The organism is Streptomyces neyagawaensis, from assembly GCF_023516595.1.
Classification (GTDB): Bacteria; Actinomycetota; Actinomycetes; order Streptomycetales; family Streptomycetaceae; genus Streptomyces; species Streptomyces neyagawaensis.
Genome location: NZ_JAMGBG010000027.1, coordinates 56300 through 75905, shown reverse-complemented (window position 1 = coordinate 75905; position 19606 = coordinate 56300). Strand labels below are relative to the sequence as shown.

Annotated in this window: 15 protein-coding genes; 8 read left to right on the top strand and 7 right to left on the bottom strand. The window is 70.4% G+C overall.

Annotated features, from left to right (window positions below; genetic code table 11):
• The first annotated feature begins 16 nt into the window (after positions 1 to 16).
• From uvrB to M8J73_RS14165, 5 genes are all read left to right on the top strand, one after another.
• Entirely contained in the window at positions 17 to 2161 is a 2145-nt protein-coding gene (gene uvrB / locus M8J73_RS14185) for an excinuclease ABC subunit UvrB (RefSeq protein ID WP_055539084.1), read from the top strand.
• Positions 2162 to 2331: 170 nt separating this feature from the next.
• Entirely contained in the window at positions 2332 to 2910 is a 579-nt protein-coding gene (locus M8J73_RS14180; protein WP_055539083.1) for a TerD family protein, read from the top strand.
• A 46-nt stretch (positions 2911 to 2956) separates the two neighbouring features.
• Positions 2957 to 4936 carry a TerD family protein gene (locus M8J73_RS14175; protein WP_249828675.1) on the top strand — a complete coding sequence of 660 codons (1980 nt, stop codon included), beginning with the start codon at positions 2957 to 2959 and terminating at the stop codon, positions 4934 to 4936.
• 291 nt (positions 4937 to 5227) lie between these two features.
• Positions 5228 to 6226, top strand: a complete 999-nt coding sequence (locus M8J73_RS14170) for a TerC family protein (protein ID WP_055542603.1) — start codon at positions 5228 to 5230, stop codon at positions 6224 to 6226.
• 111 nt (positions 6227 to 6337) lie between these two features.
• Positions 6338 to 7438 carry a calcium:cation antiporter gene (locus M8J73_RS14165; protein ID WP_055542602.1) on the top strand — a complete coding sequence of 367 codons (1101 nt, stop codon included), beginning with the start codon at positions 6338 to 6340 and terminating at the stop codon, positions 7436 to 7438.
• 50 nt (positions 7439 to 7488) lie between these two features.
• On the opposite strand, the gene M8J73_RS14160 is transcribed toward M8J73_RS14165, so the two are convergent.
• Positions 7489 to 8766, bottom strand: coding sequence for an MFS transporter (locus M8J73_RS14160; protein ID WP_249828674.1), 1278 nt, complete (start codon positions 8764 to 8766; stop codon positions 7489 to 7491).
• 122 nt (positions 8767 to 8888) lie between these two features.
• A complete protein-coding gene (locus tag M8J73_RS14155) occupies positions 8889 to 9935 on the bottom strand; it encodes a S66 family peptidase (RefSeq protein WP_055540624.1) in 1047 nt (348 codons plus the stop codon).
• Positions 9936 to 10035: 100 nt separating this feature from the next.
• Here M8J73_RS14155 and aroQ point away from each other — a divergent pair, with 100 nt between their 5' ends.
• Positions 10036 to 10509 carry a type II 3-dehydroquinate dehydratase gene (aroQ, locus tag M8J73_RS14150; RefSeq protein WP_055540623.1) on the top strand — a complete coding sequence of 158 codons (474 nt, stop codon included), beginning with the start codon at positions 10036 to 10038 and terminating at the stop codon, positions 10507 to 10509.
• A 67-nt stretch (positions 10510 to 10576) separates the two neighbouring features.
• Here the strand turns inward: aroQ and M8J73_RS14145 are convergent, their stop codons facing one another.
• Genes M8J73_RS14145 through M8J73_RS14135 form a run of 3 tightly spaced genes read right to left on the bottom strand, consistent with a single transcriptional unit; the run spans position 10577 to position 13184 of the window.
• A complete protein-coding gene (locus tag M8J73_RS14145; protein ID WP_055540622.1) occupies positions 10577 to 11374 on the bottom strand; it encodes an amino acid ABC transporter ATP-binding protein in 798 nt (265 codons plus the stop codon).
• Entirely contained in the window at positions 11371 to 12288 is a 918-nt protein-coding gene (locus tag M8J73_RS14140; RefSeq protein ID WP_055540621.1) for an amino acid ABC transporter permease, read from the bottom strand. Before M8J73_RS14140 ends, M8J73_RS14145 begins: the two co-directional genes overlap by 4 nt.
• A complete protein-coding gene (locus M8J73_RS14135; RefSeq protein ID WP_055540620.1) occupies positions 12285 to 13184 on the bottom strand; it encodes an ABC transporter substrate-binding protein in 900 nt (299 codons plus the stop codon). The genes M8J73_RS14140 and M8J73_RS14135 overlap by 4 nt, the downstream gene beginning before the upstream one ends.
• 756 nt (positions 13185 to 13940) lie before the next feature.
• On the opposite strand from M8J73_RS14135, the gene M8J73_RS14130 reads away from it, so the two are divergent.
• Positions 13941 to 14813, top strand: a complete 873-nt coding sequence (locus tag M8J73_RS14130; RefSeq protein ID WP_055540619.1) for a universal stress protein — start codon at positions 13941 to 13943, stop codon at positions 14811 to 14813.
• Between the two features lie 118 nt (positions 14814 to 14931).
• On the opposite strand, the gene M8J73_RS14125 is transcribed toward M8J73_RS14130, so the two are convergent.
• Together M8J73_RS14125 and M8J73_RS14120 are read right to left on the bottom strand one after the other, a co-directional pair.
• Complete coding sequence (locus M8J73_RS14125) at positions 14932 to 15588, bottom strand: MBL fold metallo-hydrolase (RefSeq protein ID WP_055540618.1); 657 nt, start codon at positions 15586 to 15588, stop codon at positions 14932 to 14934.
• Between the two features lie 36 nt (positions 15589 to 15624).
• Positions 15625 to 16341, bottom strand: coding sequence for a maleylpyruvate isomerase family mycothiol-dependent enzyme (locus M8J73_RS14120; RefSeq protein WP_055540617.1), 717 nt, complete (start codon positions 16339 to 16341; stop codon positions 15625 to 15627).
• Positions 16342 to 16565: 224 nt separating this feature from the next.
• Here M8J73_RS14120 and uvrA point away from each other — a divergent pair, with 224 nt between their 5' ends.
• On the top strand, positions 16566 to 19604 hold the full coding sequence (uvrA, locus tag M8J73_RS14115; RefSeq protein ID WP_055540616.1) for an excinuclease ABC subunit UvrA: 3039 nt from the start codon (positions 16566 to 16568) through the stop codon (positions 19602 to 19604).
• Positions 19605 to 19606: the final 2 nt, after the last annotated feature.

Here is a 19606-nt window from a genome sequence, read left to right as displayed (position 1 = left end):
TCGTACGGTGGATTCCATGCGGCCCGTTTCCAAGATCGAACGCACGGTGGCGCCCTTCGAGGTCGTCAGTCCCTACCAGCCGAGCGGTGACCAGCCCACGGCCATCGCCGACCTGGCCCGGCGCATCGAGGCAGGTGAGAAGGACGTCGTCCTGCTCGGTGCGACCGGCACCGGCAAGTCCGCCACCACCGCGTGGATGATCGAGAAGCTCCAGCGCCCCACCTTGGTGATGGCGCCGAACAAGACGCTGGCCGCGCAGCTGGCCAACGAGTTCCGCGAGCTCCTGCCGAACAACGCGGTCGAATACTTCGTCTCGTACTACGACTACTACCAGCCCGAGGCGTACGTCCCCCAGTCGGACACCTACATCGAGAAGGACTCCTCGATCAACGAGGAGGTGGAGCGGCTGCGCCACTCCGCGACCAACTCGCTGCTCACCCGACGCGACGTCGTCGTGGTCGCCTCCGTGTCCTGCATCTACGGCCTCGGCACTCCCCAGGAGTACGTGGACCGCATGGTCCCCCTCAAGGTCGGCGAGGAGATCGACCGGGACGAGCTGCTGCGCCGCTTCGTCGACATCCAGTACACCCGCAACGACCTGGCGTTCACCCGCGGCACCTTCCGCGTCCGCGGCGACACCATCGAGATCTTCCCGGTCTACGAGGAGCTCGCGGTCCGCATCGAGATGTTCGGCGACGAGATCGAGGCCCTCTCCACCCTGCACCCCCTGACCGGCGAGATCATCAGCGACGACGAGCAGCTGTACGTCTTCCCCGCCTCCCACTACGTCGCCGGACCTGAACGCATGGAGCGGGCCGTCAACGACATCGAGAAGGAGCTGGGGGAGCGCCTCGCGGAGCTGGAGAAGCAGGGCAAGCTCCTGGAGGCCCAGCGCCTGCGTATGCGCACCACGTACGACATCGAGATGCTCCGCCAGATCGGCTCCTGCTCCGGCGTGGAGAACTACTCGATGCACTTCGACGGCCGAGAGCCCGGCTCCCCGCCGAACACGCTGCTCGACTACTTCCCGGACGACTTCCTCCTCGTCATCGACGAGTCCCATGTGACCGTCCCGCAGATCGGCGCGATGTACGAGGGCGACGCCTCCCGCAAGCGCACCCTCGTCGACCACGGCTTCCGCCTGCCGTCCGCCCTGGACAACCGCCCGCTGAAGTGGGAGGAGTTCCAGGAGCGCATCGGCCAGACGGTCTACCTCTCGGCCACCCCCGGCCAGTACGAGCTGTCCCGCTCCGACGGCCAGGTCGAGCAGATCATCCGCCCCACCGGCCTCATCGACCCCGAGGTGGTCGTCAAGCCCACCGAGGGTCAGATCGACGACTTGGTGCACGAGATCCGCAAGCGCACCGAGAAGGACGAGCGGGTCCTTGTCACCACGCTCACCAAGAAGATGGCCGAGGACCTCACCGACTACTTCCTGGAACTCGGCATTCAGGTCCGCTACCTGCACAGTGACGTCGACACCCTGCGCCGGGTCGAGCTGCTGCGCGAGCTGCGCGCCGGCGAGTACGACGTCCTGGTCGGCATCAACCTCCTCCGCGAGGGCCTCGACCTGCCCGAGGTCTCGCTGGTCGCGATCCTCGACGCCGACAAGGAGGGCTTCCTGCGCTCGGGGACCTCCCTCATCCAGACCATCGGCCGCGCGGCGCGCAACGTCTCCGGCCAGGTCCACATGTACGCCGACAAGATCACCCCGGCGATGGAGAAGGCCATCGACGAGACCAACCGTCGCCGGGAGAAGCAGGTCGCCTACAACAAGGCCAACGGCATCGACCCGCAGCCGCTCCGCAAGAAGATCAACGACATCGTCGCGCAGATCGCCCGCGAGGACGTCGACACCGAGCAGCTGCTCGGCACGGGCTACCGCAAGGGCGGGAAGGACGGCAAGGGTGCCAAGGCCCCGGTGCCGTCCCTCGGCGGCAAGGCGGCCAAGTCCACCACGAGCAAGGGCAAGGGCAAGGCCAAGGAGACCGTCCCCACCGACCGCCCGGCGGCCGACCTCGCCCAGCAGATCGAGGACATGACGGAGCGGATGCGCGCGGCAGCCGCCGACCTGCAGTTCGAGATCGCCGCCCGGCTGCGCGACGAGGTGTCCGAGATGAAGAAGGAACTGCGGCAGATGAAGGAGGCGGGGCTGGCCTGACGGGCCCGAGGGGCGCCGGGGGAAAGCGGTGCCCCCGGCGCGGCGCGCTGTGTTGCAAGACCGACACAAAGTGCGACACAGGCTGCGGCAATGTCAGTGCCGCTGCGTAAGGTGCTGCACATCCGCGGAGTCCGCGGCAACAGGGGACAGTTCGAGAGGGGAATCGGCGCGTGACCGTCAACATGACCAAGGGTCAGGCCATCAGTCTGCAGAAGAACGACGGAGGCAGCCTGACCGCGGTCCGCATGGGTCTCGGCTGGCAGGCTGCCCCCCGGCGCGGCCTGTTCGGGTCCCGTACCCGTGAGATCGACCTCGACGCCTCCGCCGTGCTGTTCGCGGACAAGCAGCCCGTCGACGTCGTGTTCTTCCGCCACCTGGTGAGCGACGACGGCTCCGTCCGTCACACCGGTGACAACCTCGTCGGCGGTGTCGGCGCGGGCGGCGACGACGAGGCGATCCTCGTGGACCTGGCCCGGGTCCCGGTCCACATCGACCAGATCGTCTTCACCGTCAACTCCTTCACCGGCCAGACCTTCCAGGAAGTGCAGAACGCGTTCTGCCGTCTGGTGGACGAGACCAACGGCCAGGAGCTGGCCCGCTACACGCTCGCGGGCGGTGGCCAGTACACGGCCCAGATCATGGCCAAGGTGCACCGTTCGGGTGCCGGCTGGCAGATGACGGCCATCGGCTCGCCCGCCAATGGCCGCACCTTCCAGGACCTGATGCCGGCGATCCTGCCGGTCCTGTAGGCAGCCCGACGCATCACGCAGCAAGCGACACAGGGGGACGAAGTCGATGACGGCCGAGCTGGTCCGGGGGCAGAACCATCCACTGCCCGAGGCCCGACTGGAGATCCGCGTCTCGGCCGGCACGCCGATCGTCGCCGGGGCCACCCTCGGCGACGAGCACGGCAAGGTGCACGGCGTGGAATGGGTGGCGCACCCGGGCGCACCCACCCTGCCCGGACTTGAGGTCTCCAAGCAGGCGGCGGCCGACCACCGCCTCGCGGTGGACCTCGACGCGCTGTCGCCGTCCGTGCACCGGGTGACCGTGCTGCTCGCCCTGCCGACGGGAACCGGCGGTCCGGCCCGCTTCGGCGCGGTCGCCGCCCCGTTCCTCGCGGTCACCGGCCTCGACGGCAGCGAGGTCGCCACGTACACCATCATCGGCCTGCAGACGGAGACCGCCGTCGTCGCCCTGGAGCTCTACCGCAGGCAGGGCGCCTGGAAGGTCCGCGCGGTCGGCCAGGGCTACGCGGGCGGCCTCGCGGAACTGCTCGCCGACCAGGACCTGCCCGAGGCGCGGCAGCTCGCGGCCGGCATCCACGAGGCGGTCGCCCGTGGCCTCGCCCGCTCGGTGGCGGCACCCCCGCCCCGGGTGCCGGACGCCGACCGCCCCCGGCAGACCCCCGCCCCCGCACTGGGCCCGGACCAGACCCACGGCGGCTCCGGCACGGCACCCCAGGGAAGCCCGCCCCCGCCCGTCGGCGGCTCGCACGGCGGCGGCACCGCGCCGCACGACCCGTCCGCCGACACCCAGCCCACCGCCCCCATGGTCGGCGGGCCCGTCAACTACGCCCACCCCGGTCGGCAGACCACCGCACCGCCCCCGCCCCCGCCGACCGCGCCCCCGGCACAGCCCGGTCAGCCCGCGCAGCCCGTCGCCGGGGACGCCACCGGCTGGTCCATGGACGAGCGGCTCTACAACCAGGTGTGGGGCATGTTCGAGGACCTGGCCCGCACCACCGCCGCATACCGCAGCGCCGTCGACTTCGCCGAGTCGCGTATGGAGCAGGAGCTCGACCGGGTCCTGTCCGACCCGCGCAGCCGCATCAGCGGTCAGGGTGACGCCGCGCGCGAGGCCGCCCGCGCCAAGCACGCCCAGCTCGTCGACCAGGCCCGCGCCGCCCTCGACCGTGACCTCGACCAGCTGCGGGCCGAGGCCGACGTCGTGGAGCCCGCGCTGCCCATGGCGTACGCCCGCTGGGACAACCCGGTGTGGCACGGCTACCGGGTGCCGATGGAGGTCCCGATGGCCCTGCGCCTGGGCGACCTGCGTCTGCCGGAGAGCGACGGGCTGCGCATCCCCATGCTGGTCCGGCTGCCGCTGGAGCGGGGCCTGTGGATCGACGCCGGCCCTTCCGGTGACTCCTTCGCCGACTCCGACGAACTGCGCCGTCTCGCCCTGGACACCGCCGTGGCGCTCGCCGCGCGGCTCCTCGCGGTGTACCCGCCGGGGGAGTTCAGCGTCCATGTCATCGATCCGGCCGGCGCCGGAGCGACCACGCTGGCACCGCTGACCCGGCCGGGCGTCCTCGCCGGACCGCCCGCCGTCGGCGCCGCGGGCGTCTCGGACGTCCTCGGGCGGCTCACCCAGCGGGTGGACCTCGTGCAGATGGCCGTGCGCGGCGGAGCCCCGGACGCGCTGCCGCCCGGCTTCGACACGGCCGAACAGCTCCTGATCGTCAACGACTTCCCGCACGGCTTCGACGACCGGGCCGTGACCCAGCTGCGCTACCTCGCGGACGAGGGCCCCGCCGTCGGCGTCCATCTGATGATGGTCGCCGACCGTCAGGACGCCGCCGCCTACGGGCCGTTGCTCGACCCGCTGTGGCGTTCGCTGCTGCGACTCACGCCCACCCCGGACGACCATCTGGCCGACCCCTGGGTGGGGCACGCGTGGACGTACGAGCCGCCGCTCGTCCCGCCGGGCAGCCGGATCCTCCACGAGGTGCTCACCCAGGTCGCGGACGCCCGCCGCTCCTGGAACCGCTGAGCACCGACCCGGCCCGCACCTGCATCAAGACCTAGTAAAGCCTCCCCGACCTGCGGTTTTGATACTTTCTTTGCCTACCCCTTTACCCATTCTTGGTGAATGGGTATGCTCTGATGAGCGGAGGGGAGTACTCCCTACTTGCTGCGGCGTACCCGTCAATACGGATCAGACAGATCCCGGGGCGTCGGCCCGGCGACACCAGGCGTTGTGGAACGCCTTGGAGGACCGGGTGGAAGAGACCTCCGGTAGCGATGACGCTGCAATTTGCCGTTACGTACTGCCGGAGGCGCAGTGGATGTTTCCACGACCCTGTGGGTCCTGACAGTGGTGGGCCTTGCCGCCCTCATCGCGGTCGACTTCTTCATCGGCCGCAAGCCCCATGACGTGTCCATCAAGGAAGCCGGAATCTGGACGGTCGTCTGGATCGTCCTGGCCGGCCTCTTCGGACTCGGACTGTTCGTCTTCGCCGGTGGCCAGCCGGCCGGAGAGTTCTTCGCCGGCTTCATCACCGAGAAGTCGCTGAGCGTCGACAACCTCTTCGTCTTCGTCCTGATCATGGCGAAGTTCGCGGTGCCCTCGCAGTACCAGCAGCGGGTGCTCCTGATCGGTGTGCTGATCGCCCTGGTGCTCCGTGCGATATTCATCGCCGCGGGCGCGGCGATCCTCGCCAGCTTCGCCTGGGTCTTCTACATCTTCGGCGCGTTCCTGATCTACACCGCCTGGAAGCTGATCCAGGAGGCCAGGGCCGACGAGGAGGACGAGGAGTGGGAGGAGAACAAGCTCCTCAAGGCCGCCGAGAAGCGCTTCGGTGTCGCCGACCGCTACCACGGCACCAAGCTCTGGATCGAGCAGAACGGCAAGCGCGTCATGACGCCGATGCTCGTCGTGATGCTCGCGATCGGCACCACCGACGTCCTGTTCGCCCTGGACTCGATCCCGGCCATCTTCGGCCTGACCCAGGACCCGTACATCGTCTTCACGGCCAACGCGTTCGCGCTGATGGGCCTGAGGCAGCTGTACTTCCTCATCGGCGGGCTGCTGAAGAAGCTGGTCCACCTGTCCTACGGGCTGTCGGTCATCCTCGGCTTCATCGGCGTGAAGCTGGTCCTGCACGCGCTGCACGAGTCCGGCGTCCATGTACCCGAGATCTCCATCCCGGTCTCCCTCGGTGTGATCGTCTCGGTCCTGATCGTCACCACGATCACCAGCCTCCGCGCTTCCAAGAAGCAGGCGGCGGCCGAGGCGGAGACGAAGAGCGAAGGCGCCGAGAAGGACAGCGTCGAGGCCTGACGCGGCCACCGCACAGCACAGCAACGATCGAAGGGGCCCCGCCCACCGAAGACGCGCATCCACGGCGTCGACCGGTGTGCGGGGCCCCTTCACGTCTGAAAGGATCACCGCATGCTCGCTCGACTCCGGTCGCTCACGGCGCGATGGACCGCCGCCGTCCCGGTGGCCGCGGTCGTCCTGCTCGTTCTGACCTGGGGGCGTGATCTGCCCGGGGTGCTCGTCGCCGTGGTCACGCTGGTGCTCGCGGGGGCCGTCCTCTCCGCCGTCCACCACGCCGAGGTCGTCGCCCACCGCGTCGGCGAACCGTTCGGATCGCTGGTCCTCGCGGTCGCGGTGACGATCATCGAGGTGGCGCTGATCGTCACGCTCATGGCCGACGGCGGCGACAAGAGTTCCACCCTCGCCCGGGACACCGTCTTCGCGGCGGTGATGATCACCTGCAACGGCATCCTCGGCCTGTGCCTCCTCGTCGGCTCACTGCGTCACGGACTCGCCGTCTTCAACCCGGAGGGCACCGGCGCCGCCCTCGCCACGGTCGCGACCCTCGCCACGCTCAGCCTGGTGCTGCCCACCTTCACCACGACCAAGCCCGGCCCGGAGTTCTCCACGGCTCAGCTCACCTTCGCGGCCCTGGCGTCACTGCTGCTCTACGGCCTCTTCGTGGCGACCCAGACCATGCGCCACCGGGACTACTTCCTGCCGATCACCCGGCAGGGCGAGGTGATCACCTCCGACGACCACGCCGAGGCGCCGACCGCCCGTACCGCCGCCGTCAGCCTCGGACTGCTCGGCCTCGCGCTCGTCGGAGTGGTCGGCCTCGCCAAGGGCGTCTCGCCGACCATCGAGTCCGGTGTGCAGGCCGCGGGGCTGCCGCACGCCGTCGTCGGTGTGGTCATCGCCCTGCTCGTGCTGCTCCCCGAGACCATCGCCGCCCTGCGCGCCGCCCGCCGCGACCGCGTCCAGACCAGCCTCAACCTCGCCCTCGGATCCGCGATGGCGAGCATCGGCCTGACCATCCCGGCGGTGGCCCTGGCCTCGCTCTGGCTCTCCGGTCCCCTTGTCCTCGGCCTCGGCGCGACCCATATGGTGCTGCTCGCCCTGACCGTCGTGGTGGCCTCGCTGACGGTGGTGCCGGGGCGGGCGACGCCGCTCCAGGGCGGGGTGCACCTCGTGATCTTCGCGGCGTACCTGGAACTCGCGGTGACCCCGTAGACCGGGCGCCCCCGACCGCTGGCAGGGACGCCCCCAGCACCCCCGTCGGCTCACCCCGCCGTGGCCTCCGCCGCCTCCGTCGTGGCCCTCGGGACCGGCCGGGTCTCCGGCAGCAGCGCGAAGCAGCCGAGGCTCAGCAGGGCGATCCCCGTCAGATAGGCGCCGACCCCCCAGGGCACCCGGCCGCCCTGGGACACGGCGGTGGCCACGATCGGGGTGAGGGCACCGCCGAGAACCCCGCCGAGGTTGTAGCCCACGGCGGCTCCCGTGCAGCGCACCCGGGGCTCGTACAGCTCCGGGAGATACGCGGCGATGACGGCGAACATCGTGACGAACGCGAGCATCGCCACCAGGAAGCCGAGGAACATGAGCAGGGGCTCGCCGGTCGACAGCAGTGCGACCAGGGGGAACATCCACAGCACGGTGGCGGCGCACCCAGCCAGGCACAGGGGGCGCCGTCCGTATCGGTCGCCGAGCAGGGCCGCCAGCGGGGTGAGGGCGCCCTTCACGACCACGGCGCCCATGACGCACGTCAGCATGACGGTACGGCTCACCCCGAGCCGCTCGGTCCCATAGGCGAGGGACCACGTCGTCACCGTGTAGAACACCGCGTACCCGACGGAGAGCGCCCCGGCCGTCAGCAGGACGAGCCGCCAGTGGTCGCGCACCACCTCGGCGAGCGGCACGCGCGCGTGGTCGTCGATCTCCAGGAACCGCGGGCTCTCCACGAGCGACGCACGCAGCCACAGCCCGGCCACGGCCAGGACGCCCGCCGCCCAGAACGGCACCCGCCATCCCCAGGAGGCGAACTGGGCGTCCGTCAGTGTCGCCGCCAGCGCCAGCATCACCCCGTTGGCCAGCAGGAAGCCCACCGCGGGGCCGACCTGCGGGAAGCTCGACCACAGCCCGCGCCGCTCGGCCGGCGCGTGCTCCGCCGTCAGCAGCACCGCCCCGCCCCACTCCCCGCCCAGCCCGAGCCCTTGCAGGAAGCGCAGGACGAGCAGGAGGAAGGGGGCGGTGACACCGATCGAGTCGAAGGTGGGGACGCAGCCGACGGCGACGGTCGCGCCCCCGGTCAGCAGCAGGGACGCGACGAGGACCGGGCGCCGCCCGTGCCGGTCCCCGATGTGCCCGAAGAGCACGGAGCCCAGCGGCCGGGCCACGAAGCCGACCCCGAACGTCGCGAAGGCCGCGAGGGTGCCCGCCAGCGGCGAGAACGTCGGGAAGAACAACGGCCCCAGGACGAGGGCCGCCGCCGTCCCGTAGACGAAGAAGTCGTAGAACTCGATGGCTGTCCCGGCGAGCGAGGCGGCCGCGAGTCGCGGCATGGAGGGTGGTCCTCCGTTGCGTGCACTGTGCATGCAGCGTCAACTACCCGCCGTGACACCTGGTTACGGGGGCGTGCGGAGGCCCGCGCGACGTGCTGCGTCCCGGGTGGCGTCAACCGAGGTCAGTAGCTCACGGTGATGCGCCGGGCGGGACCGTCGACCCTGACCGCACCGCCGTACGGCATGACGACCTGCGGATCGGTGTGCCCGAGGTCCACGTCGAAGACGATCGTGGTGTCCGGGGCGTACACCCGCATCGCACGCAGCACCGCCTCCCGCTGGCCGGAGGCGTAACGCTCCGCTTCCTCGGGGCTGTTGGGCTTCTCGAAGGACCAGGTCTTGGGGCGGCCCATCAGGAGCGCGGAGAAGCGCCCGAGCAGCCCGCGCTCACCCATGTTCCGCAGCGTCCGGAAGACCTCCTCGCCGCTGGGCAGTTCCTCCGAGGTCTCCAGGAAGAGCACGCCCCCGTCGAAGACGGACAGGTCGTGCGGCACCTCGCGGTCGGCCATCAGCAGCCAGCCCAGGATCTCCAGACAGCCGCCCCAACTGCGGCCCTCCACCACCCGGTCGGCGTTCACCCAGGTCCATCCGGCGCCGGGCCGGCTCCCCGGCTCCGCGTCGAAGGTCGCCGGGTCCGCCCAGTCGCGCTCGATGTCGTTGAAGCGCTCGGCGGGCCGCAGTTCGTACGGCCCCGAGGTGAACAGCGCGGCGCGCAGCGACTCGGCGGTCACCGCGTGCAGGGCGCCGGGCCTGCCCAGCGCGGTCATCACGGTCCCGCCGTGGTAGCCGACGATCCCGGCGTTGTACAGGAAGGCCAGCAGGTTGGTGTTGTCGCTGACCCCGAAGAACGGCTTGGGGTTGGCCCGGATCAACTCCCGGTCCAGCAGCGGCAGGACGGTGATCTGATCGTCGCCGCCGATGGAGGTGAACACCGCCTTGACGTCCGGGTCCGCGAAGGCCGCGTGGACGTCGTCGGCCCGTTCCCGAGGTGTCGAACCCATCCTTCGGGTCGTCGGGTACTCGACCGGTTCGAGTCCGTACTCCTTCCGCAGCCGCTCCAGTCCGAGTTCGAAGGGCCGAGGGAACAGTCCGGGCAGACCGGCGCCGGGTGAGACGACGGCCACGTGGTCGCCGGGCGACGGCTTGGGGGGATGCATGGGCATGGTCATGACGGGAGGCTAGGGCCTCTCACCAGGGCGTCGCATCGTGATAAACCGGGTCCGAGCAGCGGCCCCGGCGGGCCGCCCACCCGAACGGACCGGAGGAACCGTGCCCCGCAGCCTCGCCAACGCCCCGATCATGATCCTCAACGGGCCCAACCTGAACCTGCTGGGCCAGCGGCAGCCCGAGATCTACGGTTCCGACACGCTCGCCGACGTGGAGGCCATGTGCGCCAAGGCCGCGGCCGCGCACGGCGGCACGGTCGACCTCCGGCAGTCCAACCACGAGGGCGAGCTGGTCGACTGGATCCACGAGGCACGGCTGAACCACTGCGGGATCGTCATCAACCCCGGCGCCTACTCGCACACCTCCGTGGCGATCCTGGACGCCCTCAACACCTGTGACGGCCTGCCCGTACTGGAGGTGCACATCTCCAACATCCACCAGCGGGAGACGTTCCGGCACCACTCGTACGTCTCGCTGCGCGCCGACGGTGTCATCGCCGGCTGCGGGGTGCAGGGCTATGTGTTCGGCGTGGAGCGGGTGGCCGCGCTGGTGGGCGCGGGGAAGGCCGACGCCTGACGACCGCGCGTCCGTCGAGGACGGCGACCCCCGCCTCACCGCGGGCCCGACGCCACGAGTCATCACCTCACAGGCGGCCCGACTCCACGATCCGCCGCAGGAAGCGCCGGGTGCGCTCCTGCCGCGGGTCGCCGAAGATCTCCTCGGCGGTCCCGCGCTCCAGCACCACCCCGCCGTCCAGGAAGCAGACCTGGTCGGCGACATCGCGGGCGAAGCCCATCTCGTGCGTGGCGAGGACCATGGTCATGCCCTCGTCCTTCAGGTCCCTGACGACGGTGAGCACCTCGCCCACGAGCTCCGGGTCGAGGGCGGCGGTGATCTCGTCCAGGAGCAGCAGCCGGGGCCGTACGGCCAACGCGCGGACGATCGCCACGCGTTGTTGCTGCCCGCCGCTCAGCCGGTCCGGGTACTCGCCCGCCCTGGCGCCGAGCCCCAGCCGGTCGAGCAGCTCACGGGCCCGCTCCTCCGCCTCCGCCCGGCCCACACCGTGCACCCGGCGTGGGGCGAGGGTGATGTTCTCCAGGACGGTCATGTGCGGGAACAGGTTGTACGACTGGAAGACCACACCGATACGGCGCCGTACCGTGTCCTGGTCCACCCGTGGGTCGGTGATCTCCTCGCCGTCCAGCCAGATCGCCCCGTCGTCGATCTCCTCCAGCAGGTTGGCGCAGCGCAGCAGCGTCGACTTGCCGGACCCGGAGGCGCCGATCAGCGCCGTCACGGTGTGCGGGGCGACCTCCAGGTCGACGTCGCGCAGAACGGGCGCACCGCCGAAGGTCTTGCGGACGGACTCCATCCGCAGCACGGGGGCGTCGGGCAGCTCGGGCAGCCCGGACACTTCGACCGCCTTGGGAGCGTCGCTCATATCGTGCCTCCCTGGGCCCGCCGCCGGTCCATCCGGGCCGTGACCCAGTCGGTGAGGCGGGTCATCGGGATGGTCAGGGCGACGAAGACCAGTCCCGCGACGATGTACGGCGTGTAGTTGAGGCTGCGGCCCGCGATGATGTCGGCGGCGCGCACCGCGTCGATCGCACCGCCGATCGACACCAGACCGGTGTCCTTCTGGAGCGACACCAGGTCGTTGAGGAGCGGCGGCACCTGACGGCGCACCGCCTGGGGCAGGACGACGTGCCGCAGCGCCTGCCGGTTGGTGAGGCCCAGCGAGCGGGCCGCCGCGCGCTGCGAGGGGTGCACGGACTCGATGCCGGCGCGGAACACCTCGGCGACGTACGCCGAGTACGTCAGGGTCAGCGCGGTGCCGCCGAGCAGGACCGGGTCGACGGTCACGCCCTGGAGGCGGAGCGCCGGGACCCCGAGGACGACGATCATCAGGTTGATGATCAGCGGGAGACCGCGGAAGAAGTCGGTGTACGCGGCGGCCAGCGCCCGCACCGGGAAGAACACCGGGCCGCGCAGGGTCCGTGCGATGGCGATGAGCATGCCGAGGACGAGCACGGCGGCACCGCACACCAGCAGCAGCCGCACATTGAGCCAGAGCCCTTCGAGCACCTCGGGCAGCGCCTCGCGCGCGTACTGCGCGCTGAAGAACGTCTCCTTGGTGCGCGGCCAGCCGGGCGCGTTGACGACGACCACGTAGAGGACGACGGCCGTGACGAGGGTCGACAGGGCGGCGATGCCCGTGGCGCGCCGGGACCGGGCGCGTTTGTACCGCTCCCGGTCGAGCCGTCGCGCGGAGGGGACGTAGCCGTCGTCCCCGCCGGGCATGCCGCCGTCGTCGTCCGCGCCGTCCCGGCCCGGCTCCTCCTTCACGACGGTCACTTGAGTACCGGGGCGTCGATGGCGTCGGAGAGCCACTTCTGCTCGATCTTCGCCAGGGTGCCGTCCTCGCGCAGCGCGTCCACGGCCGCCGTCACGCACGGCGTCAGGGCGCTGCCCTTGTCGAGGACCAGGCCGAACTGCTCAGGGGTGCCGCCCTTGTTCTCGAACTGGCCGACGATCGTCGCGTCCGTCACCTCGGCGGCGGTGATGTAGAACGCGGTCGGCAGGTCGACGACGATCGCGTCGATCTGGCCGTTCTTCAGCGCGGACTTGGCCTGGTCGTTCTTGGCGTAGGCGGCGGGGTCCTGGCCGGGCTTCACCACGTCGTCGATGTAGTCGAGGCTGGTCGTGCCGACCTGGGCGCCCAGGTGGAGGCCCTTGAGGTCGGCGATGCTCTTCGCCTTCGCGGCCTTGGAGCCCTTGAGGGCGATGACGGCCTGGCGCACGTCGTAGTAACCGGACGAGAAGTCCACGGCCTTCTTGCGCTCGTCGCTGACGGACACCTGGTTGATGTCGAAGTCGAAGGTCTTCTCACCCGGCGCGTACGCCTTGTTGAAGGGCACGGACTGCCAGACGACGTCCGCCTTGTCGTAGCCGAGCTGCTTCGCCACGGCGTACGCGACCGCCGACTCGAAGCCCTCGCCGTTCTTCGGGTCGTCGTCCTTGAACCAGGGCTCGTACGCGGGGGAGTCGGTGGCGACGGTCAGCTTCCCGGACGCCTCGGTGCGCAACTCGCCCTTGGCGCACGACGCTCCGGTCGCCGAGGCGGAGGCTTTGCCGGACGGGTCCTCCTCCGGCTGCGGGGCGCACCCGACCGCGACCGTGGCGAACAGGGCGACGGTGGCGGCGGAGACGGTGCGACGGGACGGGCGCGGGGCTCGAAGGGCAGGACGCATGGCGGGAGACTGACAGCGCCACGACCCGTTTGTCGAGGTCACGTCGGCAATTGTCCGCATAGTGGGAACGCGTGTTGCAATCCTGTGAACCTGGGCGGGGCCGCCGGCCGAGGGCGGGGATTGGGAGGCCGGCGGCCCATCCGCGCGGGAGCCGTCATCCCATGCGGACCTGTCCTCCAGTGGACTACGCCAGGGCGTGCGCTGGGAGCGCGCGCGTGACACCGGCGTGTGCGTTCGATTCACACGGGGCGCGTGAGAGCGCGCCCCGTGCCCCCGGCGTACGGCTCGGCAACTGCCGTGCGGCGCGCGGGTGTTCACCGACCCGCGCGTGCCACTCCGGCAGATGAGCGACCTGTGCACGTTCTCCCAGGAGAACCCCCTGGGAGGCCGGCGGCGGGTACATCGGGAACGACGTTTCCGCCCACTCGGGTGAGGAACGCCCCGAGTATGACGCCGCGACTCTCCTGAGGGCGCCAGCTCCGAACCCCCGCGCCAGACCGGTCACGCCTGCTGAACGACCATGATCGTTCTCGCCGGGATTCCGGTGCCCCAACCACTCTGACCCGGAAACGTCACCGTTCCGGCATCCTCGCCCGTCCTGTCCTCCCTAGGTCCACATGCGCGCCGCAGGGGATTGGTGTACTTGTCGAAGGGAGAGAAACGCACCACGCTCGGCCCGCCGGCGACGTCCGGACGGCTCGCCCCCGGACTCGTTCACCGTCATGTCCAGTTTCGTACGAGACGGAGGCCCCCGCCATGCAACCAGTCGTCACCGTGGGCCTCGACGGCTCACCGGAGAGCCTCACCGCCGCCCGCTGGGCCGCCGACGAGGCCGATAGGCGCAAGCTCACCCTGAGGCTGCTGCACGCGTGGCCGATGCTGGTGCCGGAGCCCCTCCGCGGGCCCTCCGAAGTCGACCAGAACTACTGGGCGAAGCGTCTGGTCCACACCGCGCAGTCGGAGCTGCAGACACGCCATCCGGGCCTGACGGTCGTGGGCAGCCTGGTCGCCGAGGACGCCCGGGAGGCCCTGCTGCGGGCGGCATCGGATTCCGAGATCCTCGTGCTCGGCTCCCGGAGGCTGGAGACCTTCTCGAGCTACTTCCTGGGCGACGTCAGCCTCCCGGTCGTGGCACGCGCCGACCGGCCCGTCGTCGTGGTCCGCACGGTCCCGGAAAAGGAACACCCGCCTCCGGCAACCGCGAGCCGCGTGGTCGTGGCGGTGGAACCGCACGGGTCCAGCGACGAGTTGCTCGACTTCGCCTTCCACGCCGCCGCCGTGCGCGGCGCTCCCCTGCTGGCCGTCCTCGGCCGCAGCGTGCCGCTCCACGCCCGCACCCCCTGGGGTGTGGACCACGACGTCACCGAGGAGATGACGAGGAACGGCAAGAAGGAACTGGACAAGGCGCTCCGACCCTGGCAGGAGAAGTACCCGGGGGTGGACGTGTCCGACAGTGTCCGCCTCACGAGCCCCGCCAAGGCCGTCGTGCAGGCCACCGCGGACGCCGGGCTGCTGGTCGTCGGCCGGCGCGTGCACCGACACGCGCACACGGGGCCGCTGCTGAGCCACGTCGCTCACGCCGCCCTCCATCACGGACGCTGCCCCGTGGCTGTCGTCCCCCATACCTGAGCCGGACTCACCGCTCCTCCCGCCGCTCGCCGTCCTGGGCCACCGGTGCGGCGGTCCGGTGGCCCCCGGTGGGCGCCGACAGATCGTATGGGCGACCTCGTCGCGCCGATACGCCGAGCTACCAGCCCCGCTCGTGCCACGCGCCGAGGTGAGGCCGCTCGGCGCCGAGCGTGGTGTCGTTGCCGTGGCCGGGGTAGACCCACGTCTCGTCGGGCAGGGTGCCGAAGATCTTCGTCTCCACGTCGTGGATGAGGCTGGCGAACGCCACCGGGTCCTTGCGGGTGTTGCCCACGCCCCCCGGGAAGAGGCAGTCCCCGGTGAACACATGGGGATGCCCGTGCGGGTCGTCGTAGACCAGGGCGATCGAACCCGGCGTGTGGCCCACCAGGTGGCGCGCGGTCAGCTCCACGCGCCCCACCCGGATGGTGTCGCCGTCGTCGACGAGCACATCGGTCGGCACCGGGATGCCCTCGGCGTCGTCCCGCCCCGCGTACGTACGGGCACCCGTGGCGGCCACCACCTCGGCGAGCGCCTGCCAGTGGTCGCCGTGCTGATGCGTGGTGACGACGGACGTGATGCCGTCGTCACCGATCAGCGTGAGCAGGGTGCCGGCGTCGTTCGCGGCGTCGATCAGCAACTGCTCGTCGGTGGCCCGGCAGCGCAACAGATAAGCGTTGTTGTCCATCGGTCCCACCGCGACCTTGGAGATCATCAGGTCCGGCAGCTCGTGCACATCCGCAGGGCCGCCGACCTTCACCGCTCCGCTGTACGTCATGGCCGTCAGTCTAGGGCGCGGGGGCGCCCGCGGCCGCTACAGCGCGGGCAGGGACGGCAGGGTGCCGCCCTCGACGCGCAGGGCGGTGCCGTCGCGTCGTCCGGCGAGCCAGCCGAGGAGGTCTGCCTGGCGGCCGGTGACCATGAGCGTGTGGCTGCCGCTCTCGAGCTGCTCCGGGGTGAGTCCCTTCACGGCTCCGGTGAACAGGAGCCGTCCGTCGTCCTGCTTGATCGTCACCGCGGGGACGGCGGGGTGGTCGCGGAACCGCTCCGTCAAGAAGTTGATCTCGCGTTGCGTGAATTCCTCCGGCAGATCCTCCAGCTCGTAGCCGATGCCGAGGTCCACGTGGTGCAGCTCCACCTCGATCCAGCGCCGGAACGGCACCCGCGACGCCTCGTCCGTGACGCCGTTGCGCAGCTCGACCGTGCGCGACCAGTCCGCGGGGACGGCGGCGGCGTCCTGGAAGCGGTTCGCGCTGTCGCGCAGGTCCGCGAGCTGGGCGTCCAGGGGCCGGGGCGCGTCCCGCTCGATGTCGGCGTCGCGGGCCTCGCCGGACACGTACATGGGACGCCCCTCCAGGACGTTCACGATCGCGTCCGCGTTGCGGGCGAGGTGGGCGAGGACATGGCCGCGGGTCCAGCCGGGCAGCCGTGACGGCTGGGTCACAGCCGCGTTGTCCATCTTGGCGACTGCGGTGAGGAGCCGCTCGGTCGCTTCCCGTACAGAGTCCAGGTCACGCGCGTGAAACTTCATGACGCCGACCCTAGCTCCGCCACTCCTTCGGGTGAAGGCGGTGGACCCCGGACCGAAATCGAATGCACGTGCTATATGGTCGAGTCCTGCGTCGGGCATGCTGGAAGGCCCGGGATTGTTGTGGAACGGGGAAACAGGACCGGCGCTGTCAGTGGCTCCCCCTAGTCTGAGAAGGACTGGGGGCTCCGCTCCTGTCACTTCACTCAAGAAAGGTGCGGACCGGCGTGGCCGACCGTCTCATCGTCCGTGGCGCGCGCGAGCACAACCTGAAGAACGTCTCGCTCGACCTCCCACGCGACTCGCTCATCGTCTTCACGGGCCTGTCGGGGTCGGGCAAGTCCTCGCTGGCCTTCGACACGATCTTCGCGGAGGGCCAGCGCCGGTACGTCGAGTCGCTGTCCTCCTACGCCCGGCAGTTCCTCGGGCAGATGGACAAGCCGGACGTCGACTTCATCGAGGGTCTGTCCCCGGCGGTCTCCATCGACCAGAAGTCGACCTCGCGCAACCCGCGCTCGACGGTCGGCACGATCACCGAGGTCTACGACTACCTCCGGCTGCTCTTCGCGCGCATCGGCAAGCCGCACTGCCCCCAATGCGGCCGCCCCATCACGCGCCAGTCGCCGCAGGCGATCGTCGACCGCGTGCTGGAGCTGCCCGAGGGCAGCCGCTTCCAGGTGCTGTCCCCGCTGGTGCGGGAGCGCAAGGGCGAGTTCGTCGACCTTTTCGCGGACCTCCAGACCAAGGGCTACAGCCGCGCGCGGGTGGACGGCGAGACCGTCCAGCTGTCCAACCCGCCCACCCTGAAGAAGCAGGAGAAGCACACCATCGAGGTGGTCGTCGACCGCCTCACGGTGAAGGACTCCGCCAAGCGCCGGCTCACCGACTCCGTGGAGACCGCCCTCGGCCTGTCCGGCGGCATGGTCGTGCTCGACTTCGTGGATCTCCCCGAGGACGACCCCGAGCGCGAGCGCATGTACTCGGAGCACCTGTACTGCCCGTACGACGACCTGTCCTTCGAGGAGCTGGAGCCCCGCTCCTTCTCCTTCAACTCGCCCTTCGGCGCCTGCCCCGACTGCACCGGCATCGGTACGCGCATGGAGGTCGACCCGGAGCTGATCGTCCCGGACGAGGACAAGTCGCTCGACGAGGGCGCCATCCACCCCTGGTCGCACGGCCACACCAAGGACTACTTCGGCCGCCTCATCGGCGCCCTCGCCGACGCGCTGGGCTTCCGGACCGACATCCCCTTCGCCGGTCTCCCGCAGCGCGCGAAGAAGGCCCTGCTGTACGGCCACAAGACGCAGATCGAGGTCCGCTACCGCAACCGCTACGGCCGCGAGCGGGTGTACACCACGGCTTTCGAGGGCGCCGTCCCCTTCGTGAAGCGGCGGCACAGCGAGGCCGAGAGCGACGCCAGCCGGGAGCGCTTCGAGGGCTATATGCGCGAGGTGCCCTGCCCCACCTGTGAGGGCACCCGTCTGAAGCCGATCGTCCTCGCGGTCACGATCATGGACAAGTCGATCGCCGAGGTCTCCGCGATGTCCATCAGCGACTGCGCGGACTTCCTGGGCGAGCTGAAGCTCACCGCCCGCGACAAGAAGATCGCCGAGCGCGTGCTGAAGGAGGTCAACGAACGGCTGCGGTTCCTGGTCGACGTCGGCCTGGACTACCTCTCGCTGAACCGCGCGGCCGGCACCCTCTCCGGCGGTGAGGCCCAGCGCATCCGCCTCGCCACCCAGATCGGCTCGGGACTCGTCGGCGTGCTCTACGTCCTCGACGAGCCCTCCATCGGTCTGCACCAGCGGGACAACCACCGGCTCATCGAGACCCTGGTCCGGCTCCGCGACATGGGCAACACGCTCATCGTCGTCGAGCACGACGAGGACACCATCAAGACCGCCGACTGGGTCGTCGACATCGGCCCCGGCGCCGGTGAGCACGGCGGCAAGGTCGTGCACAGCGGCTCCCTGAAGGAGCTGCTGGCGAACACCGAGTCGCAGACCGGGCAGTACCTCTCGGGCAGGAAGGCCATCCCGCTGCCCGACATCCGCCGCCCGCTCGACCCGACCCGCCGGCTCACCGTGCACGGCGCCCGGGAGAACAACCTCCAGGACATCGACGTGTCCTTCCCGCTCGGCGTCTTCACGGCCGTCACGGGCGTCTCGGGCTCCGGCAAGTCCACGCTGGTCAACGACATCCTGTACACCCACCTCGCCCGCGAGCTGAACGGCGCGAGGAACGTACCGGGACGGCACACGCGCGTGGACGGCGACGACCTCGTCGACAAGGTCGTGCATGTCGACCAGTCGCCCATCGGCCGCACCCCCCGGTCCAACCCGGCGACCTACACCGGCGTCTTCGACCACATCCGCAAGCTGTTCGCCGAGACCACCGAGGCGAAGGTCCGCGGCTATCTGCCCGGCCGCTTCTCCTTCAACGTCAAGGGCGGCCGCTGCGAGAACTGCGCGGGCGACGGCACCATCAAGATCGAGATGAACTTCCTCCCGGACGTCTACGTCCCGTGCGAGGTCTGCCACGGCGCCCGGTACAACCGGGAGACCCTGGAGGTCCACTACAAGGGCAAGTCCATCGCCGAGGTGCTGAACATGCCGATCGAGGAGGCGACGGGCTTCTTCGAGGCCGTCCCCGCGATCGCCCGCCACCTCAACACCCTGAAGGACGTCGGCCTCGGCTACGTCCGCCTCGGCCAGGCGGCGACCACCCTGTCCGGCGGTGAGGCGCAGCGTGTGAAGCTCGCCAGCGAGCTGCAGAAGCGCTCCACCGGCCGCACGGTCTACGTCCTGGACGAGCCGACCACCGGTCTCCACTTCGAGGACATCAGCAAGCTCCTCAAGGTGCTGTCCGGCCTGGTCGACAAGGGCAACACGGTCATCGTCATCGAGCACAACCTCGACGTGATCAAGACCGCCGACTGGATCGTCGACATGGGTCCCGAGGGCGGCGCCGGCGGTGGTCTCGTGGTCGCCGAGGGCACGCCGGAGCAGATCGCCGGGGTCCCGGCCAGCCACACCGGCAAGTTCCTGCGCGAGATCCTCGGCGCCGACCGGATCAGCGACGCCACACCGGTGAAGGCGCCGCGCGGGGCCACGGCCAAGAAGGCGGTCGCCGCCGGGGCGACGGCCAAGAAGACGGCCACCGCCCGCACGACGAGGAGCACCGGCTCCACGGCGGCCAAGAAGACGGCCTCGGCCACGAAGAAGGCGGCTCCCGCGAAGAAGACCACGCGGGCCCGCAAGGCCTGAGA